Raw genomic sequence first — 20,561 nt, 5'->3', positions numbered from 1 at the left:
TTTTCCCGGTTTTATTCCAGTTCGGTGGCAAAAATATGATTGTTCCGGAGTACTTCCGATATTTCGAGTGCAGAGATATCCCTGCACTCGATTCTTAATATTTTCTCCCAGTCCTCAAAGTCCACATTCCATTTGTCTATTTGGGGGAACTCTGCCAAAAGCTCTCCTATGCGCTTGATGTCACGCCTTTGGGTGATAGAAGTTCGAAAAATCAGAATCTTATTTTCTTTTTCCATATTCTTTAGGGTTTTATTTTAATGAACGGAACTCCCGGATCGTCATACTGAAATGCAACCTGAAATTGCGACTTAAAAGTGAAAGGCTGCTAAAGCCGCAAAGACGGGCGATTTCGGTGGCGGAAAGTTCCTTGTTTCGTTTTAATAATAGGGCTGCTTTTTCAATCCGGGTGCGTTTGATATAATCCGTAGGCGTTTCGCCCGTCAGGATTGTAAATACGCGATGGAAGTGGAAAGGAGAAAAGCAGGCGATACCTGCCATTTTCTGTAATGATAACGGCTGGTCTATGTGATTGTGAATATAGTCGGTCACTTTATTGATCCGTAACTGATATTCCTGTTTATTGATATCTTTCGTCTCCATGTTTTCTGCAAAGTAAAGGATAATAAATGCCGGAGAGTTGTCCTATCTTGCTAACTTCTCCGGCAGATAATCAATCTTTTTTTTGTCCTATATAGAATACGTAGCCGTAGTATTCTTTATACTTATTATATAGGCTCTCTTCATACCGTTGCCCGGTGATGAGGTCTGCGGCTGCGTCATTTCCTGCATATTCCTTCAAAAAAGTTTCCTGAACAGGGAACTGGGGAGCGTAAAAATGCTCAAGCCAGCAATTTTCCGGTAAAATGAAATGGGCTGTCGGGATATATCCTGCTTTTTCCATTTGCATTATCTTTCTTGGAATCGTATCGATTTCCGGGTAATTGGCCATCCAGAAGTCTTCTATTTCGGAGGGACGTTCCGGGGTGAACCAGGAGGCTTCCGTTACAGCGATAAATCCGTTCTTTTTCAGGAATTTGTTCCATTCGTTCATGCCGCGTTCGAATCCTATGTTATAGATAGCGCCTTCGGACCAGATCAGATCGAGTTCTTCCTCTTGAAATGGCAGAGCGTCCATGGAACCGACGATACCCTTTACTCTGTCTTCACAATGGGATTCTATTGCATTTTTGTTGAATAGCTCGATAAAGTCGGGGAAAAGGTCGATACCTGTAATTTGTCCTTTCGTATAGTTGGCTAATGCCATTGTCTGACCGCCTGTGCCACAGCCAATGTCGGCTATTCGTGCCTTGTCGGACAGTTCGTTGATGAAGCTTACGGCTTTTTGTGTGATTTCAGGACTTCCGGGACCTTGACGTTTTAATGCCTTGAAGTAATTACATATCAGTGTAAAATCGAATTCGTGGATTGATTTAAAATCGTTACTCATTGTTTTAATGTTTTAGTTGTACGGCGAATGGAGGCATATAATGATGCTTGCAACCATTTGACCATACAAATAGTTTGAAAATTTAGATATAGAAAATAACTCTGACAAGAGTATGTCAGAAAACATAAGGGATAATCTGTAATGAGAGGAAGGCTTACAGATTATTTACAGAACGGAATCCTTATGGAATGAAAATGAGTTAAACATCCAATTATTTCTTTTAGTTTGTGACAAAGATAGGGTTTTAGCTGCAAAACTCAATGATAACTTGATTGAAAAAAGACTGTAAACCTGTATTTTAGCAAGAATAGTCAAATAGGAATATGTTTATATATCCGGTTGCATGGATGAGATTGATCGTCCAAATTGATTGAAACTACATTTTTTTGAGTTATTTTTGTCGAATATTAAATACAAATCTTTCATTTAATGTATGATACCGATGAAAAGCAAATTATTACTCACATGTACCATCCTGTTTTTCTGTTCCTCTTTTCTGTGCGGACAGAATCAATCTTCTAAAGTGGCAAACTCTGTTGAAACGAATAATGGATGCATCCGGCACCCGTGGCAAGGAAAAAGAGTGGGATATTTGGGAGACTCTATTACAGATCCCAACTGTTATGGTGACAAGATAAAGAAATACTGGGATTTTCTGCAGGAATGGCTGGGAATCACTCCTTATGTATATGGTATCAGTGGCAGGCAATGGAATGATGTGCCCCGGCAAGCCGAGCAACTGAAGAAAGAACACGGTGGAGAAGTAGATGCTATCGTGATTTTGATGGGTACGAATGATTTTAATGACGGTGTACCTATTGGAGAATGGTTTACGGAAACAGAAGAACAAGTGATGGCAGCCCGTGGGCAAACCCAAAAGCTGGAAACCCGTAAGAAACGCACTCCTATAATGGATGGAAGCACGTATAAGGGACGTATCAACATAGGAATCAATAGACTGAAACAACTCTTCCCGGACAAGCAGATTGTGTTGCTGACCCCGTTGCACCGTTCACTGGCCAATTTTGGAGAAACGAATGTGCAACCGGATGAAAACTACCAGAACAGTTGTGGCGAATATGTGGATGCCTACGTGCAGGCTGTTAAAGAAGCCGGCAATGTGTGGGGAGTTCCCGTGATTGATTTTAATGCGGTAACCGGATTGAATCCGATGGTGGAAGAACAACTGATTTATTTCTACGATGCGGGATATGACCGTTTGCATCCCAGCACGAAAGGACAGATACGCATGGCACGAACGCTGATGTATCAGTTGCTTGCGTTGCCTGCTACATTTTAAATAGGTCGGACAGAATTCTATGAAATTGTACACTATTCTATAGTACATTTTCTGCAAACCTGTAATTTTGTCTTCTATAAATAATAGAACCTATGAGACATAAACTTCTGTTTTCTTTTTTCATCTTTTTGATAGTTGCTTTACCGATTCGTAGTAAGGATTTTGTTTTGACTTCCGGTCAAACAGTTGTCATCGCTTGCAGCCCTTCTGAAGAACTGGTTGTACGAACCGCATTGGAAATGCTGGGGCGTGATATTCAGACAGTATTGTCGTCGACTACCCAAGCGAATGAGAAAACAGGTGAAATTGTGATAGGAACGGTGGGGCAGAGTGAGCTTATCAGCCGGACCGGCATAGATGTTTCTGCGCTAAAAGGCAAGAAGCAGGCTTTTCTATTATCTGTTTCTCCGGAGGGTAAATTGATCGTAGCCGGCAGTGACAAACATGGTACGGCTTATGGAATACTCGAAATATCCCGTTTGTTAGGTGTCTCTCCCTGGGAATGGTGGGCGGACGTAACTCCGGAAAAGAAGAAACTTTTTAAGCTATCTTCCAAATTCCAAAGTCTTCAGGCTCCTTCGGTGGAATATCGGGGTATATTTATTAATGATGAAGACTGGGGCTTGATGCCATGGAGCAGTCGGACCTATGAACCTTCAAAAGTGAAAGGTGAGATAGGCCCGCGTACCAACGAGCGTATTTTTGAACTCTTACTTCGTCTGCGTGCCAACACCTATTGGCCTGCAATGCACGAATGTACACTTCCTTTCTTCCTGACCAAAGGCAATCGGGAAGCTGCCAAGAAATATGGAATCTTCATCGGTGCTTCCCATTGCGAACCGATGGCTTGCAGCGCTGCCGGCGAGTGGAAACGAAGAGGGGAAGGGGCTTATGATTATGTGAATAATGCTCCGGCTGTTTACAAATTCTGGGAAGACCGTGTAAAAGAGGTGGCAGATCAGGAAATACTCTATACGTTGGGTATGCGTGGTGTACACGATGGCAAGATGCAGGGAGCGAAGACGGTGGAAGAACAGAAGGCCGTAATAGATCGTGTGTTTGCAGATCAACGCGGGTTGATTGAAAAATATGTTGATAAGGATGTAACTAAAGTCCCGCAGGTTTTTATCCCTTATAAAGAGGTACTCGACATTTATCATGCCGGATTACAGGTGCCCGATGATGTAACATTGATGTGGTGTGACGATAACTATGGCTATATCCGCCATTTTCCTACGGCCGAAGAATGCCCACGTAAAGGAGGGAATGGAGTCTATTATCATGTTTCTTATTGGGGACGTCCGCACGACCATCTCTGGTTGAGTACGATGAGCCCGTATCTGATTTTCCAACAAATGAAGCTGGCTTACGATCGAGGCATACAGAAGATGTGGATACTGAACGTCGGAGATATCAAGCCTGCCGAGTATCAGATAGAGTTGTTTATGGATATGGCCTGGAATATAGAAGCTGTGGCCTCGGAAGGAGTGACCTCTCATCTGAAACACTGGCTGGAACGGGAATTGGGAGCTTCGTGCGCAAAGGCAGTATTACCTGTGATGCAGGAACACTATCGTCTGGCCCATATTCGTAAACCTGAATTTATGGGAAATACGAGGGAAGAGGAGAAAGATCCTGTTTATCGTGTTGTCAAAGATCTCCCATGGAGTGAAAAAGAAATCAACGGACGTTTGCAGGCTTATGATAAATTGTCGGAGACAGTGGAACGGGCAGCTTTGAAAATCCCATCCGGCAGACAAAGTGCCTATTTTGAATTGGTGAAATACCCGGTGCAAGCTGCTACACAGATGAACCGGAAATTGCTATATGCCCAATTAGCCCGCCACGGAAAAGCGGACTGGGAGAAAAGTGATCTTGCCTATGACAGCATTGTAGTATTGACAAAACAGTATAACTCACTGGAAGATGGAAAGTGGAACCGCATGATGGATTTCCAACCCCGAAAACTCCCCGTATTCAATCGCGTGGAAAGAAAAACGGCTACTTCTCCGATGATGAAAGAGCGTGTAGCTATCTATAAATGGAACGGCTTGGATGGGAAGAATATCCCGAATAGTAAGACCTTGAATGCGCGGAAAGGAACTTCTGCTATTTGTGAGGGCCTGGGATATGAAAGCAAAGCGACAGGCATTGACAAGGGAGATGCACTGATGTTCTCTTTTGACAACTGGAAAACAGACTCGGTAGAGGTTGACATCCGCTTGTTGCCTAATCATCCTGTGAGAGGAGATCAATTACGTTTCTCAATATCGTTGGACGATGCAGCGCCTGAAGTGATCTCTTATGAAACGAAAGGACGGAGTGAAGAATGGAAAGAGAACGTGCTGCGCAATCAAGCCATCCGAACGGTTCGACTTCCGGTATCCGGAAAGAAGTCCCACAAATTGGTAATCAAGGCATTGGACGAAGGAGTGATATTAGACCAGGTGATGCTTTATATGCCTTCGCCTACTGGTGAGTAACTGCACGGATCACGAACCATGCATGATGCGCCACGGTTCCAATCAGCCCGTAATGCTTTGCCATGATCCGAAATCTTTCTTTGAGGGATGCTTTCTGATTCCGGGTAGTCATTCCCTCCTCCAGATAGTCGATGATTGTCAGGTGGGTATTGTGCAAAGTACGTGCTTTCTTCATGATGCGGATGCACCAGTCGAAATCTGCAGAAAAGCGATATTGCAGATTATATGGCTCTACGAGCGTGTGGCGGGGGAAGAATGCCTGGTGGCAGACTAACATTCCCTGTTTGAAACTTTTCCAGGTGAGCGTTTCAGGGGCGGACAATCTGCGCATCCGCAGGAAATGCCTGTCCTTGTCTACGATAGCGGTTTCTCCGTAAAGTATATCGGGCAGTTCATTGCCGTTGATGGTGTGCACCATTTGTTGCAGCGTATCATCCTCATGAAAACAGTCGCCTGCATTCAGGAAACAGAGATAATCACCGCTGGCAAGGGCGATGCCCTTATTCATAGCGTCATACAGTCCTTTGTCGGGTTCGCTGACGACGGTGTGTATGCGTGACCGGTAGCGGTTGATAATAGAGAGGGTTCCATCCTTGGAAGCTCCATCCACGATAATATATTCTATATGATGATAGGTTTGTGAAATAACACTTTGAATCGTGTCTTCCAATACCTTTTCAGCATTGTATGTCACCGTAATGATAGAGAACTTGGGAGTAGGATGGACACTATGCATATTTCCCCGTTATTTTATTGTAGACATCTGTATATTTCTTTGCAACGATACTCTCCGAATAATTACCCAGAACCTTGCGGCAGGCCTGTGCAGAGAGTTCGTTGTATTCCGGTTCCGTCAATATCCAATGTATGCCGTTGGCAAAATCTTCCGAGGATTTGTATTGTGCCACGTAGCCGTTGTGCAGATGATCGATCATTTCGGGGATACCTCCCACATTAAAACCGACACAAGGCACTCCACAGGCCATTGCTTCCATAATCATATTGGGAAGATTCTCTTCCAGAGACGGGATGGCGAAGAGGTCTACGGCATTGTAGATATTCACTACTTCATGCTCATTTTTGATATAAGGGAGCGGGTATACATGGAAAGGAAGTTGTTCCTGTAACTGCTGCGACTGGTTGCCGAATACGACTACACCCAGTGAGTCTTTCCATTCCGGATGCTTTTCTGCTAACAGTTTGCATGCCCCAATCAGATAGTCGACCCCTTTTCGTTTATCGGTGATCTTTAATGAGCCGAACAAAACTAGTTTCTTACCTTCCGGCAACATGAATTTGGCACGCGCTTCCTTCTTGTTCATGGGTTTGAACAAGTTGGTATTAATAGCGTTCGGAATATTGGTCACGCTTTTCCCTTCAAATAATGCACTGGTCTGGGCTTGTTCCTTCAGCCAATGGCTGCACGTGACGAAATGAATGGGAGCGTAGCTGTATAACTTCTGTTTTTTGCGGAACGTGCGATAGGATAAATCCTTTCGTCCCCCGCCTTTGTAGATGTACGGACAGTCGTGACATTCCCGCTGATAGTTGTTGCACTCCCGTGCGTAATGGCAGATGCCGGTGCATGGCCACATATCGTGCATGGTCCAGACTACGGGTTTGCCGGAGGTCAGTATCTTTCGTATATCGTTCAGTGAGAGCATTCCCTGGTTGATCCAATGCAGATGGATCACGTCGGCTTGGCGGAATTCCGGGAGTGAGGTGATGTCTGTACCTGTGTTGGCGATGTCTACGTCAAACAAATGGTAACGCCGGAAACGGTTGGCACTCCAGATCACAATCCGTTCCCACATGAACTTCCACACTTGCAACCAGTTACTTTTTAAGCGGACAACACTGATTTGGTCGGTCTGTTTGTCACGTACCAGCATTTTGGCTTTGATGCCGTTGTTTTTCAGTGACTCCATCAACCGGCTTGCTGCGATGGCTGCTCCTCCTATTCGTTCAGATGTATTTATAATCAGGACTCTCATGGGCAAAAGTTTATGCAAATGTACGGTTTTTAGAGGAAATGTTTGATATTTCCAGCAAGCTTTCTGCTATTTCGCGTGAAAAGATTTCGAGGTTGAAACGTTCTTCCGCCAGTTTGCGGGCATTCTCTCCCATGCGCCGTGCCTCTTCGGGGTGGTCGGCGATGTAGCGGATAGCGTCTATCCAGCCTTGTACGTCGTTATATTCTACGGTGATGCCTATTCCTTCCTTGTCGATGTCTATTTCGAAGTTGGGGTTGCGCGAACAGATGACGGGGATGCCGAGGGCGAATGCTTCCACGAGCGTGGTCAGTCCTACGGTATAGGGGAAGTCCAGGCAGCAGATCACGATGCAACTTTTGCGTGCCACCAGTTTCCCCAGTTCGTAGGGAATCACTCCGTCGGTATAATGGATGCGAATGGAGTCGGGCAATGCATACGGGTCGATGATCTTTTTATAGTTGATGTTACCGCATGAGACGGCAATGTACAAATCCAGTTTCTCGTTCGTTGCGGCAAATGCCTGGAGCAAGGTGTCTACGTCCCGGTTTTCTTTACCGGTGGAGATAAATCCTTCGGGCTTCCGGTCGGGCATTTCTGCAAGCAGGTGGTCGTAGAAAGGAAGATCCGGTCCCCAATGGATGAGTTTCAGTTTGTGGGACGGTGCTTTCCGGGTTTTCTGCGAGTCCTGAATCAGTTTCCGACTGAACAGGAACATTTGGTCTATACCTTTGTAGAAAAGGCGGGAGATTTGTTCGCGCCACGGTTTGGGATTGGTCACGACTGCCGTATGATGCCAGATCACGATGGGTTTGCGATACAGTCCCAGGGCACGGAGGAAGATGACGGGCTCTATACCCCGGAAAGAGGTGGCGTAGAGGACGTCGTATTTCTCCTTGCAGAAGAGAATCTCTTTGGTGGCGTAAAGCATGAGTTTCAGACGGCCGGAGAAATATTTGCATTTGTGCATCACGGAGTGTATTCCGTAATTCTCCAGTAAAGGAAGTCCGTATAAAATGTGTCCGGGGAATTTATATTCTTTCCATTCCTCGTAGCTTTCCCGTGTGAGGCGGGTATGGTAAAAATAAATAGTAAGCAACTTATTTAGTGGTGCTTGTTTCTTTTCAGCCATTTGTTGATTCGGTTTTTGACAGCTTTCGTAATGATGGAGAAATTGCCGTATTTCAGGTTGAGGAACAGTTCTTCGAACGAACGTCCGATCTTGATCCACGGATGATCCCAGCCCATGATGCGGTAAACGCTCTCTTTGTAGGCAACGTTTTCGATGACGTAGCGGGGATGTTTCAGTGGAAAATCCACCTCATAGCGCTTCATCGTGAAGATGCGGCGGTAACCTTTGGGCAGGGTATGAATCGAGCCGGCGAAATGGGTGGAATCTGCCGTTGCTCCCAAGTTATTAATCATGTTGCGGGTAGGCACGATGCTTAGCCCGGAGTTGAACAGTATGGAGGCGTGGAAGATCGTTTCATAAAAGGCTTTCTGCTGTTCCCGGTGACGCTGGCACATGTAGATAAAGTCGCTCCGGAATTTGCGTTCCTTGATAAGCTGTTCCAGTTGTTGCATATTGAAGGAGTCGTCCAGGAAGTTGTAGAACTCATCCCATTGGTCGACTACCCGTTTCCAGCTTGCCCATCCCCAGATAGAGAAGGTGGTGGTAAAGAAATAGTCATAGGGCATATCTTGGGTGATTTCTTCGGGGTTAAATCCGGCAATCATGCTGATGCGGGTGTCATATTCGTATTTATCCAGCATCTCCTTGCAGAATTGGAAAAAGGAGACGGCGGGCACATCGTCGTCTTCCAATACGATGCACTTGTCGACTTTCGAAAAGGCCCATTTCTGCGAAATGTACTCCGAAGGGTCGCAGCCGAAATTCTTTTCCTGATAAAGCCGTTCTACTTCACATTCCCAGTCTATCTGTGATACGATTTCACGGCAGGCTTTTATTCCGGGCAGGTCACGTTCGTTTCGTGCTCCGTCCTGATAGAGGAAGAGGCGGGACGGACGCGCTTTCTTCACTTGCTCGAACACTTGCGACAACTGTTGCGGGCGGTTGAAGAACAGGATAAGTACCGGGACGTCTACTAAAGCGGATTTCATATTCATAGTTCTTGTTTTGGGGTTGTACTGAATGACAGGGCGGCAGGATAGTGGTTGTTCACTTTTTCCTGCTCTTCTTCTGTAAATCGATGCAGGGTTGGATAGTTGTAACGCAAAAATCCTTCCAGGTCGTCGGGGGCGGTCACTGTGAGAGGACCGAATTTCACGGGTTGCAGGTGGCGGATGCTTTCTACGGTTACGTGGTCGGCAGTGGCCATTACGTTGTTATAGTAACGGGTGTTTCGTGAGTTGAAACAGCTTTGAACTGACACCAGCATGCGGTAGATTGCTTTTTTAGAGAAAAGCAGGTCGACTACCCTGTTCAGGAAGCAGGAGAAGGCTCCCCGGTTCGTGGGGTTCTCTATTTCACATGTACCGAAGTGTTTCCACATCCATATCTCTTTTCCCATCAGGCAGCATTTGAGGAAGCCGAGTGCTTCGGATTGTATTCTTCGCAGCAGCTTGTTGTCGGGAATCTTGTCGAATGGGAATATATCGACAAAAATGCCCGGATGCATCGGGACATTCTTGAACATTTCTTCTACAAAAAGGGTGTCGTTTTTCTTGACTTTGGCAAAATAATACGGGGTATGAGGGTCTGTCTCTATCCATGAAAGGAAGTAGGAAGGACCCAGTTCCCCGGGAGCTACTTTCAGAAATTTGTTGTAGTTCTCCCGCGTCATGCCTATGTCAATATCATCATCCCAGGGGAGAATCGCCTGGTCGTAGAGTGCACCGATTGCCGTGCCGCCAATCACAAAATAGGGAATGTTGTGCTTCTGACACACCCGGATGGTTTCTCCCAATATGTCGTAGAGTTCGGCATGTAATAAATCAAGCTCTTCGGCTGTATATTTCTTGTTCATCGGAAATGGTTAATGCACGTTGTGCTACAAAAGTAGTAATTATATTGCTAAGTTACTATAACTTTAAGTTTCCTTGCATAAATTCGGTGGCCACTTGTCCGCGTCCCGGTATGGGAAGGACGGATGCTTGCGGAAAGTCCTTGAGCAGACAGTCTGCCGGATTGATGTCCGGATAGAATTTCTTCAATAGGAACAGGCTGGGGCCGGTAGTGATGCTTCCTATAAAGACGGAGGCGTCCATCAATATCTGTATCGAGGAAAGGAAACGTGCCATTTGTTTCTGTTTCAGCTCTTTGGTGGTCTGCGTGAAAGCGCTGTTGACATATCCTTTTTCGTCGGGGCTGCAAAGGGTGTACCAGTGTATGTCCGGGGCAAGGGTTTGTACTTGTTCGAAAAGGCGGTAATCGTCCGTTAATACAAAGACGTCGCGTAGGGCGGTCTTTTCTTTAATAAGCCGTATGTAGTGTTCCGGTGGAAGCAGGTTGGTTTCGGTGATCTTGTCTCCTCCGCGTATTTGGCATCCTGCGTATTGAGGCGGAAGTTGCAGGCTGGCGGCAAATTGGAGACATTCCTGTGCGGTGGTGTCGTTGAGTTTCCAGGTGATTTCCGTCAGCTTTTGGAAGGTGTGGAGGTAGTCACCGTCTATTCCCAGTTCGGGGATATGGAAATGCTGGTTGGGGTTGAACGTCACTTGGAAGTTGAGTCGGACCGGTTTGCCATACGTGAAGAAAGCAAGGGCTTTTCCGATGATGTTCTTACAGGTTACTTTCAGTTTCCATTTCAGTAACTTCGTCTTAGGCAGCTTTTTGTCTTTCATCAATGCCTGCCAGGAGGGGAGGCGATGGGTGTTATAAGTGTGATGAAACGGTTCGTGCACTTGCTCGCAGAAGGGGGCGAAACAATCTTCCCAACCTTTTTCCCATCCGAAGTTGGCGTCGTCGGAGTAGAGCTTGAACTGTATTTTGTGTTGCAGGCAATAAAGCATTGCGTGAAGCATATAGGTATATTCGGTGAAGAAACCGGCATCTATACCTATGTGATAAATCATCGTCTTTTTGAAAGAACTATTCAGAAGATGGTATCGGGTGGCAAGGTCATTTGGGTTCATGTGTCTTCTTTTTGATGAAATATTGAATGCTTTCTTTAAAAGTAACCGATCGGCTGCCCCACATGGTTGCTACGTAGAGTGCTGCAGCAAGCACTATCTTGCTTGCCAGGCGGAGATAAATATTCTCGATGGAGCGGGTGGTGTAATAGGTGATTACCATAACCGTAGCCGCAATGGCAGCATAAGGAAGTATGTCCATCAGGGCATGGCGAAGCTTCAATCCTATTTCCTGCCATACAAAGTAGTGCCATGTCAGTAGCCACAGTATATTGGTGGATACATAGACGGCGAGCATGGCATAGATACCGTGTGAGTGGACTAACAGAACGCCTGACAGTAGAATTATGCCGAGCGCTATGGTGTTCCACATATAGATGCGGGATTTCCCTTTGCTGATGATGAGCTGCTGATAGAGGTATGCGATGGGAGCAAAGGCTCCGCTGATACACAGTATTTGCATGATTAATATGCTGGAATACCACTTGTCAGTGATGGTGATGATAATCAGCTCTTCCGATACGATTCCCAATCCCAACATGGCGGGAAACGAGACAAAAGCGGTGAAACGCAGCATTTTGCGAAATACCCGTTTTTGCCGTTCAAGGTCGTCGGACACTTTGGTGAGTACCGGTTGCGCTACTCCGTTTATCATGCCGGAGATGAAGAGTTGGCCCATGCCGCACCATTTATTGGCTTGGTTGTAATATCCTACTTCTTTTTCGCTGTAGAATTTACCCAGTATCACGGAAAACAGATTGTTATTGATGTGATTGAATACATTGGTAACCAGTAGTTTCCCACTGAATCCGAACATTTCCTTAATCGGGGTGAAGTTGAACTGCAAGCTCGGTCGCCAACGGGTGAAATACCAGTAACAGGCTGTGTTGATGGTTACGTAAACGATGCTTTGCGTAGCAATTCCCCAATAAGAGAAACCAAAGTAGGCAAGAGTGACTCCGGTGATTCCGGACACGGTGAGTCCGATAACCGAAGACAATGCCCGCTGTTTGACCATCAGATTACGCAGGAGATAGGCACTGTGGGATATTCCCAGACTGGCAATGAAGAAGCCGATAAAAGAATAACGTGCCAGTGGTGTCAGTTCGGGAGTATCGTAAAAGTCAGCGATAAGCGGTGCACAGAGGAATAACAGCAGGTACAGCGACAGACTGATGGCCGCGTTGAACCAGAATACGGCATTGTAATCATTGTGCGTCACTTCTTTCTTATTAACAAGGGCAGCTGTGAAACCACTTTCCTGTATCGAACTGGCAATGAGGGAGAAGATGGCCAACATTCCCACCATTCCATAATCTGACGGAGTGAGCAACCGCGCGAGGAATATTCCGAAAAGCAGATTTAACAACTGCTGTATGCCGTTGCTGAATCCTCCCCAAAATAGTCCTTTGGCCGTCTTTTCTTTTAGTGACTGATTCTCGCTCATGTTATTTGCAAAGAATACATGAAAAGGCTATGCGTGATGATAGCTTTTCATGTATTCCCTATTCTAGTTTTATTATTTTACTTCGCTGCCCGGCTTCACCTCACGTCCCGGCATAATAACTGCCAGACTGCCGTCGTTGTTTTCGGCACTTAGAATCATGCCTTCGCTGACGATACCTTTCAGTTTGCGCGGAGCAAGGTTGGCGATGAAGCAAACCTGTTTGCCTACCAGCTCTTCCGGTTGATAATGCTTGGCAATACCTGATACGATGGTACGTGTCTCCAGTCCGTCATCGATTTTGAATTGCAGCAATTTATCCGCTTTCGGTACTTTCTGACATTCAAGAATGGTACCTACACGGATATCCAGTTTCGTGAAGTCGTCGAATTCGATGTTCGGGCGGATAGGATTAGCTTTGTAGTTGGCTTCTTCATTTGCCTTCTTTGTATCGAGCAGCTTTTGTACCTGTGCTTCGATAGTAGCGTCTTCGATCTTCTCGAACAATAACTCCGGTTTGTTTAACTGATGGCCTACAGGAAGCAGGTTATCTTTTCCCAGTTCAGACCATTCGAAAGTATCCATGTTCAGCATTTTGCGGAGTTTTTCCGAGCTGAACGGCAAGAATGGGTCGAAGGCGATGGCAAGGTTGGCAACCAGTTGCAGGGAAATGTTGAGGATGGTTCCTACACGTTCCATATCTGTCTTAGCCAGTTTCCACGGTTCGGTGTCGGCCAGGTATTTGTTTCCGATACGTGCCAGATTCATGGCCTCTTTCTGTGCATCGCGGAATTTGAATACGTCGAGCAGTTTTTCTACTTCTGCTTTCACGTCTGCGAATTCTTTCAGCGTTTCCTTGTCGTAGTCGGTTAAGCTGCCCTGTGCGGGTACGCGACCGTCGAAGTATTTTTGAGTCAGCACCATTGCACGGTTTACGAAGTTGCCGTATACGGCTACCAGTTCGTTGTTATTGCGTGCTTGGAAGTCTTTCCAAGTGAAGTCGTTGTCTTTCGTTTCCGGTGCGTTGGCGGTCAGTACGTAGCGGAGTACGTCTTGCTTTCCGGGGAAATCAGCCAGATATTCGTGCAACCATACGGCCCAATTGCGGGAAGTAGAGATCTTGTCTCCTTCGAGGTTGAGGAATTCGTTGCTCGGCACATTGTCCGGCAGGATATAGCTGCCTTCTGCTTTCAGCATGGCAGGGAATACGATGCAATGGAATACGATATTATCTTTTCCGATGAAGTGAATCAGACGCGTTTCTGGATCTTTCCACCATGTTTCCCAGCTGTCGGGAAGAAGTTCTTTGGTGTTGGAGATGTATCCGATCGGAGCGTCAAACCATACATAGAGCACTTTTCCTTCTGCTCCTTCTATGGGAACAGGGATACCCCAATCAAGGTCACGGCTCACGGCACGTGGTTGCAGACCCATGTCGAGCCAGCTTTTGCATTGACCGTATACGTTCGGACGCCATTCTTTGTGATCTTCCAGAATCCATTTGCGCAGCCATGCTTCGTGTTTGTCGAGAGGAAGATACCAGTGTTTGGTTTCTTTCATTACCGGTTTGCTACCGCTGATGGCGCTTTTCGGGTTGATAAGATCTGTAGGAGAAAGTGAGGTTCCGCACTTTTCGCATTGGTCGCCGTAAGCGCCTTCCGAATGGCAGTGAGGACATTCTCCGGTGATATAACGGTCGGCAAGGAATGTTTTTGCTTCCTCGTCGTAATATTGTTCGGATGTTTTTTCGATGAATTCTCCTTTATTGTATAATGTTTTGAAGAAATCCGAAGCCAGTTGGTGATGCGTCGGTGAAGTGGTGCGACTATACACGTCGAATGAGATACCGAACTCTTTGAATGATTCCTTAATCAGCGAATGATAACGGTCTACTACATCCTGTGGAGTAATTCCTTCTTTCTTGGCACGGATGGTGATAGGCACTCCGTGTTCGTCCGAACCTCCGATGAATAATACATCTTCTTTTTTCAGACGCAGATAGCGTACATAGATATCTGCCGGCACGTATACACCCGCCAGGTGACCGATATGGACAGGACCGTTCGCATACGGCAGTGCCGATGTGACGGTGGTTCTTTTGAATTTCTTTTCCATTATATAGTGTGATTTTTGTTGTTTTCAACTTTGCAATGTGCAAAGATAATGACTTTTCACCACAGATTACACGGATTAACACAGATTTTTCATTCTCATAGTCGGGGGTGTCTCATAAGAATGATGTAAATTTGATAGCTATTCTAACATAAAGCTATTTACTGATATGTTGGATTTATTCTCGCATGTTCTGTTTTTAAGATTAAAACAAAATATTAGTATCTAAACTTCGTCCTAATAAAATAAATAATGTATAAGGTATTGTAAGAATATGCAGAAATAACTATATAAATTTGAATATAAATAAGTAAATATGTATAATTATTGGCAGAATTGAACACCGTTCCTTTTAAAGGAAGCTTCTGTTGCTTTTAAAGGAACGATTCATTGGTTAGAGAGAAACATGTCTTTGCTTTTAAACAAAGAGATAAAAGTTTTTTTTAGGTACAAATTTTCTTCTGGTTGCTCCTGAAATAGTGAGATACTAATAGTGTTAATTTGAAATGTGGAATTGAGATAATTGATCCTTTTTTATATATAGTCTTTTTGAGCTATTAATTTAATTCGTTTTAATCTCTATTTCGTGTGAATTTGAAATTTACAAATGGTCTTTCTTTCCCTTTCTTGATACATCTTGGTCTTTGTGGCGTATATTTCAGATTCTTTATTAGTTTTATATCCGTTTTTTCTGCATAAAAATAATTTCATCCCTGATGATCAGAATTTCATGAAGAGATGACGGCTTCATTTTTCAAAAAGTTAGTATAACCTATTTGTAATCTTAATCTTTTTCTTTTTTACAGTTTGTTTCTATATACAATTCTTCCCTTTTTCTTTCTTTTTTCTCATAAGAAAGGATATATTTGTACCTAAGTTAAACGAAAACCAAAGCATGATATGATAACAACCCAGTTGCTTCGTCCTGAAAGCATTGTTGTAGTAGGGGCATCGAATAATGTACATAAGCCGGGTGGCGCAATATTAAAGAATTTGATAAATGGAGGTTATCGGGGAGAACTTCGGGCGGTGAATCCGAAGGAGAAGGAAGTACAGGGAGTTCCTGCTTTTGCGGATGTGAGCGACCTGCCGGATACGGATCTGGCAGTGTTGGCTATACCTGCTGTAATGTGTCCCGATATTGTGGAAACATTGGCCAGCAAGAAGCAAACCAGGGCATTTATCATACTTTCTGCAGGTTTTGGTGAAGAAACCCACGAAGGAGCACTGTTGGAAGAGCGTATTCTGGAAACAGTCAATAAATACGGAGCCTCATTGATTGGTCCTAATTGCATCGGATTGATGAACACATGGCATCATAGCGTGTTCAGCCAGCCAATTCCCAATTTAAATCTGAAAGGGGTGGACTTGATTTCCAGCTCCGGTGCTACGGCGGTATTTATTCTCGAAAGTGCCGTTACAAAAGGTTTGCAGTTCAATTCAGTCTGGTCGGTGGGAAATGCCAAGCAGATTGGCGTAGAAGATGTATTGCAATTTATGGATGAGAACTTCGATCCCGAAAAGGACTCTCATCTGAAACTGCTTTATATTGAAAGTATTCAGAATCCGGACAGGTTGTTATTCCATGCTTCGTCTTTGATTAGAAAAGGATGTAAGATTGCGGCAATCAAAGCCGGAAGTTCGGAGAGCGGAAGCCGGGCGGCGTCTTCCCATACAGGCGCAATCGCCAGTTCCGATTCGGCAGTGGAAGCATTGTTCCGTAAAGCGGGGATTGTACGTTGTTTCTCTCGTGAAGAATTGACTACTGTAGGTTGTGTGTTTACTCTGCCCGAATTGAAAGGGAAGAATTTTGCTATTATCACCCATGCCGGAGGTCCGGGAGTGATGCTGACAGACGCCTTGAGTAAAGGCGGACTGAATGTTCCTAAACTGGAAGGAGAAATAGCCGAAGAACTAAAAGCCCGACTGTTCCCCGGTGCTGCCGTTGGGAATCCTATTGATATTCTGGCTACCGGAACACCGGAGCATCTGCGTCTTTGCATCGACTACTGCGAGGAGAAACTCGACAGTATAGACGCCATGATGGCCATCTTCGGAACTCCGGGATTGGTTACCATGTTTGAAATGTATGACGTGCTTCACGAGAAGATGCAAACTTGCAAGAAACCGATTTTCCCTATACTTCCTTCGATTAATACAGCCGGAGCGGAGGTTGCCGCCTTCCTGGCAAAAGGACACGTGAATTTTGCAGATGAAGTGACCCTGGGTACTGCCCTTTCCCGCATTGTCAATGTTCCTAAACCTGCAGTTCCTGAAATAGAACTGTTCGGAGTAGACGTTCCGAGGATTCGTCGCATTATCGATTCTATTCCGGAGAATGGTTATATTGCTCCCAATTACGTACAAGCATTACTGCATGCTGCCGGTATTCCGCTGGTAGATGAGTTTGTTTCTGATAATAAAGAGGAGATAGTAGCCTTTGCACGTCGGTGCGGATTCCCGGTAGTTGCCAAAGTCGTTGGTCCTGTGCATAAATCGGATGTCGGTGGTGTAGTTCTGAACATCAAAAGCGAGCAACATCTGGCACTGGAATTCGATCGTATGATGCAGATTCCTGATGCAAGGGCAATTATGGTACAGCCGATGCTGAAAGGTACGGAACTGTTTATCGGTGCAAAGTATGAAGAGAAGTTCGGTCATGTGGTACTTTGCGGTTTGGGAGGTATTTTTGTGGAGGTGCTGAAAGATGTGTCTTCCGGTCTGGCTCCGCTTTCCTACGAAGAAGCTTACTCAATGATTCATTCGCTGCGTGCCTATAAAATCATTCAGGGAACGCGGGGACAAAAAGGAGTCAACGAAGATAAGTTTGCTGAAATTATTGTTCGTTTGTCCACCTTACTACGCTTCGCCATAGAAATCAAAGAAATGGATATAAATCCGCTTTTAGCTACGCAAAAAGCCGTTATAGCAGTCGATGCACGTATCAGGATAGAAAAATAGGACTATTCTCCGTCTTATTTTGCTAAGTGTTTCCAAAAACAATTTGGAGTGCTTCCAAAAGATTTTGTAAGTTAATATTAATTTAGAGCTATAAAGATAAGGTAAAAAGGAACCTTAAAAGAATGATTTAATGAAAAAGTATGTAAATTTGTTCGTTTTCGTTTTCATGGTAGGTGCTTGTTTTTCACAGGGGAAAGCACAGACAAAATCTGCAGTGAGCTATAAGAATCCGGTTGTAGATATTGCTATGCCCGACCCTACGGTGATTAAGGCTGCGGATGGTTATTTTTATATGTATGCTACCGAATCTACCAGAAACGTTCCGATCATGAAGTCGAAAGACTTGGTGCAATGGACTTATTGCAACACGGCATTCACAAATAAAACTCGTCCCAGATTTGAACCCAAAGCCGGAATTTGGGCACCTGACATTAATTATATCAATAATAAATATGTGCTTTATTATGCGATGTCGGTGTGGGGAGGAGAACAGACGTGCGGAATTGGAGTAGCTACGGCCGACTCTCCACAAGGACCTTTTACAGATCATGGTAAGATGTTCCGTAGTAATGAGATCGGTGTACAGAACTCGATTGATCCCAGCTTCCTGCAATATGAAGGGAGAAACTATCTGGTTTGGGGCAGCTTCCGGGGAATATATGTTATTGAGCTGACTGAAGATGGTCTGTCATTGAAGCCGGGAGCGGAAAAAAAGAGAATAGCAGGAACTGCTTTTGAAGCTGCCTATATTCATAAGCACGGCGATTATTATTATATGTTTGCCTCTATCGGAAGTTGTTGCGAGGGGATTAGGAGTACTTATAAAGTTGTAGTGGGCCGCTCTAAAAAAGTCTGGGGACCCTACAAAGATAAGTCGGGCAAACCGATGTTGAAGAATGGTTATTCTTTGGTGATAGGTGCGAATGATCATTTTGTAGGCAATGGGCACGGTTCGCAGATTATCCGGGATGATGCCGGACAAGACTGGCTTCTGTATCATGGTTTTTCAAGATCGATCCCGGAGAACGGACGTATTCTGTTGCTGGACCAAATCAAATGGGATAAAGAAGGATGGCCTTATGTAGAAGGAGAATCTCCTTCTTACGAAACACAAAAAGCACCTGTATTTAATAACTGATTTTCAAATAAACTAATTATAATCTTAAATACCACAAGCATGAAACATACCCCTATTAGCAGGCGGGATTTTCTAAAGAATTTAGGCATAGCCGGGGCTGGCACTCTTCTTGCAGCAAGCCCTTGGCTTTCTGCTTTTTCGGAGGTGACGAACACCTCAAACGAAAAGTGCCGTCTGGCAATAATCGGTCCTGGTTCCCGGGGACGTTTTTTAATGGGATTTCTGGCTAAGAACCCCAAAGTCGAGATCGTAGCATTGTGCGACATTTATAAACCGTCTATCGAGAGCGCATTGGAACTTGTGCCTAATGCCAAAGTGTATGGTGACTACCGGGAAGTGCTGGAAGATAAGTCGATAGATGCCATACTCGTAGCTACCCCTCTTAGTTCGCATTGTAAAATCGTCTTGGATGCTTTCGACGCAGGAAAGCATGTATTTTGTGAGAAGTCGATAGGTTTTACGATGGAAGAGTGTTACCGTATGTATCAGAAACATCGTAGCACGGGAAAGATTTTCTTCACTGGTCAACAACGTTTGTTCGACCCTCGTTACATCAAAGCGATGGAGATGATTCATGCGGGTACCTTTGGTGAAATAAATGCAATCCGTACCTTTTGGAACCGGAATGGCGATTGGAGACGCTCGGTACCTTCACCCAATCTGGAACGCCTGATAAACTGGCGTCTTTACAAGGAATTCTCGAAGGGACTGATGACGGAACTCGCTTGCCACCAGCTTCAGATCGGAAGTTGGGCTTTGCGTAAGATTCCCGAGAAGGTGATGGGGCATGGTGCCATTACTTATTGGAAGGATGGCAGGGATGTGTATGATAATGTGAGTTGTGTATATGTCTTTGATGATGGGGTGAAGATGACGTTCGACTCCGTTATATCCAATAAATTCTATGGACTGGAAGAACAGATCATGGGTAACCTTGGTACGGTAGAACCGGAAAAGGGAAAATATTACTTTGAGAATGTGGCTCCTGCACCGGCTTTCCTGCAGATGGTGAATGATTGGGAAAACAAAGTTTTCGATTCTCTTCCTTTTGCCGGAACGAGTTGGGCTCCGGAAACTGCAAATGAGAACACTGGAGAGTTCATTATTGGAGAACGTCCTAAGAGTGACGGTACGTCCTTGTTGCTGGAAGCGTTCGTTGAAGCCGTCATAACACAAAAACAACCGGAAAGAATAGCGGAAGAAGGATACTATGCAAGTATGCTTTGTTTGCTGGGACATCAGGCACTGGAGGAAGAGCGGATGCTCTACTTCCCCGATGAATATAAAATAGATTATCTGAACCATCAATCTGTAAAAACACCCGAAGCAGTATGAAAGACACGATTGTAACCGCACGACGAAAGAAAATAGAGTTAATTACTTTACTCGTTTGTTTCGTAGTATCCAATTTGATACACCTCTATGCAATTATAGCTTATCATGCGCCATTTACGGAGATGATAACTTCTATTTTTTATATCATCATATTTACTTTTGTGCTTTATGCTTTTTGGGGGATTTTGCGTCTCTTGTTTAATGGGCTACGGGCATTGTTTACTCGTTCACGAACTTAATCAATATCAATGAAAATAA

At 44.8% G+C, this 20,561-nt stretch carries 17 protein-coding genes; 6 read left to right on the top strand and 11 right to left on the bottom strand.

Going from position 1 to position 20,561, the window contains the following annotated elements; genetic code table 11:
* Nucleotides 1-11: 11 nt before the first annotated feature.
* The 3 genes from N5O98_RS03710 to N5O98_RS03700 all read right to left on the bottom strand — a co-directional run bounded on the left by N5O98_RS03710 (nt 12) and on the right by N5O98_RS03700 (nt 1,447).
* Nucleotides 12-236, bottom strand: coding sequence for a hypothetical protein (locus N5O98_RS03710; RefSeq protein ID WP_004311131.1), 225 nt, complete (start codon nt 234-236; stop codon nt 12-14).
* A 13-nt stretch (nt 237-249) separates the two neighbouring features.
* Nucleotides 250-600 (bottom strand): helix-turn-helix domain-containing protein, encoded by a 351-nt coding sequence (locus tag N5O98_RS03705; RefSeq protein ID WP_004302575.1) that lies wholly within the window; start codon nt 598-600, stop codon nt 250-252.
* A 70-nt stretch (nt 601-670) separates the two neighbouring features.
* The gene (locus N5O98_RS03700; RefSeq protein ID WP_022200003.1) at nt 671-1,447 is read right to left on the bottom strand and encodes a class I SAM-dependent methyltransferase; all 777 of its coding nucleotides are present in this window, start codon (nt 1,445-1,447) and stop codon (nt 671-673) included.
* 442 nt (nt 1,448-1,889) lie between these two features.
* On the opposite strand from N5O98_RS03700, the gene N5O98_RS03695 reads away from it, so the two are divergent.
* Both N5O98_RS03695 and N5O98_RS03690 read left to right on the top strand, forming a co-directional pair.
* Nucleotides 1,890-2,747 carry an SGNH/GDSL hydrolase family protein gene (locus tag N5O98_RS03695; protein ID WP_008646570.1) on the top strand — a complete coding sequence of 286 codons (858 nt, stop codon included), beginning with the start codon at nt 1,890-1,892 and terminating at the stop codon, nt 2,745-2,747.
* Between the two features lie 92 nt (nt 2,748-2,839).
* The gene (locus N5O98_RS03690) at nt 2,840-5,230 is read left to right on the top strand and encodes a glycosyl hydrolase 115 family protein (RefSeq protein ID WP_004311134.1); all 2,391 of its coding nucleotides are present in this window, start codon (nt 2,840-2,842) and stop codon (nt 5,228-5,230) included.
* Here N5O98_RS03690 and N5O98_RS03685 read toward each other — a convergent pair.
* The 8 genes from N5O98_RS03685 to metG all read right to left on the bottom strand — a co-directional run bounded on the left by N5O98_RS03685 (nt 5,217) and on the right by metG (nt 14,872).
* A complete protein-coding gene (locus tag N5O98_RS03685; protein ID WP_004311135.1) occupies nt 5,217-5,966 on the bottom strand; it encodes a glycosyltransferase family 2 protein in 750 nt (249 codons plus the stop codon). The genes N5O98_RS03690 and N5O98_RS03685 overlap by 14 nt on opposite strands.
* Nucleotides 5,959-7,224 (bottom strand): glycosyltransferase family 4 protein, encoded by a 1,266-nt coding sequence (locus tag N5O98_RS03680; RefSeq protein WP_004311136.1) that lies wholly within the window; start codon nt 7,222-7,224, stop codon nt 5,959-5,961. Before N5O98_RS03680 ends, N5O98_RS03685 begins: the two co-directional genes overlap by 8 nt.
* 10 nt (nt 7,225-7,234) lie before the next feature.
* Nucleotides 7,235-8,353: a glycosyltransferase family 4 protein gene (locus N5O98_RS03675; RefSeq protein ID WP_004296594.1), complete on the bottom strand. Its 1,119-nt coding sequence runs from the start codon at nt 8,351-8,353 to the stop codon at nt 7,235-7,237.
* Nucleotides 8,326-9,348 (bottom strand): hypothetical protein, encoded by a 1,023-nt coding sequence (locus N5O98_RS03670; protein ID WP_004311137.1) that lies wholly within the window; start codon nt 9,346-9,348, stop codon nt 8,326-8,328. The genes N5O98_RS03675 and N5O98_RS03670 overlap by 28 nt, the downstream gene beginning before the upstream one ends.
* Nucleotides 9,345-10,208, bottom strand: a complete 864-nt coding sequence (locus N5O98_RS03665; protein WP_004311138.1) for a LicD family protein — start codon at nt 10,206-10,208, stop codon at nt 9,345-9,347. Before N5O98_RS03665 ends, N5O98_RS03670 begins: the two co-directional genes overlap by 4 nt.
* A 55-nt stretch (nt 10,209-10,263) precedes the next feature.
* Nucleotides 10,264-11,316 (bottom strand): hypothetical protein, encoded by a 1,053-nt coding sequence (locus N5O98_RS03660; protein ID WP_004311139.1) that lies wholly within the window; start codon nt 11,314-11,316, stop codon nt 10,264-10,266.
* Entirely contained in the window at nt 11,303-12,760 is a 1,458-nt protein-coding gene (locus N5O98_RS03655) for a lipopolysaccharide biosynthesis protein (RefSeq protein ID WP_004311140.1), read from the bottom strand. Before N5O98_RS03655 ends, N5O98_RS03660 begins: the two co-directional genes overlap by 14 nt.
* 72 nt (nt 12,761-12,832) lie before the next feature.
* Nucleotides 12,833-14,872, bottom strand: a complete 2,040-nt coding sequence (metG, locus tag N5O98_RS03650; RefSeq protein WP_004311141.1) for a methionine--tRNA ligase — start codon at nt 14,870-14,872, stop codon at nt 12,833-12,835.
* A gap of 897 nt (nt 14,873-15,769) precedes the next feature.
* Between metG and N5O98_RS03645 the strand changes: the two genes are divergently transcribed.
* The 4 genes from N5O98_RS03645 (at nt 15,770) to N5O98_RS03630 (ending at nt 20,542) form a co-directional block, all read left to right on the top strand.
* A complete protein-coding gene (locus tag N5O98_RS03645) occupies nt 15,770-17,830 on the top strand; it encodes an acetate--CoA ligase family protein (protein WP_004311142.1) in 2,061 nt (686 codons plus the stop codon).
* A gap of 130 nt (nt 17,831-17,960) precedes the next feature.
* Nucleotides 17,961-18,968, top strand: a complete 1,008-nt coding sequence (locus N5O98_RS03640; protein WP_004311143.1) for a family 43 glycosylhydrolase — start codon at nt 17,961-17,963, stop codon at nt 18,966-18,968.
* Nucleotides 18,969-19,007: 39 nt separating this feature from the next.
* Entirely contained in the window at nt 19,008-20,303 is a 1,296-nt protein-coding gene (locus N5O98_RS03635; RefSeq protein WP_004311144.1) for a Gfo/Idh/MocA family oxidoreductase, read from the top strand.
* Nucleotides 20,300-20,542 carry a hypothetical protein gene (locus N5O98_RS03630; RefSeq protein WP_008646559.1) on the top strand — a complete coding sequence of 81 codons (243 nt, stop codon included), beginning with the start codon at nt 20,300-20,302 and terminating at the stop codon, nt 20,540-20,542. The genes N5O98_RS03635 and N5O98_RS03630 overlap by 4 nt, the downstream gene beginning before the upstream one ends.
* The last annotated feature ends 19 nt before the right edge of the window (nt 20,543-20,561 follow it).

Source organism: Bacteroides sp. LFL-34 (genome assembly GCF_027257075.1).
Classification (GTDB): Bacteria; Bacteroidota; Bacteroidia; order Bacteroidales; family Bacteroidaceae; genus Bacteroides; species Bacteroides ovatus.
Note: the sequence above shows the minus strand (reverse complement) of the source record. Positions and strands in the feature narration are given on the sequence as shown.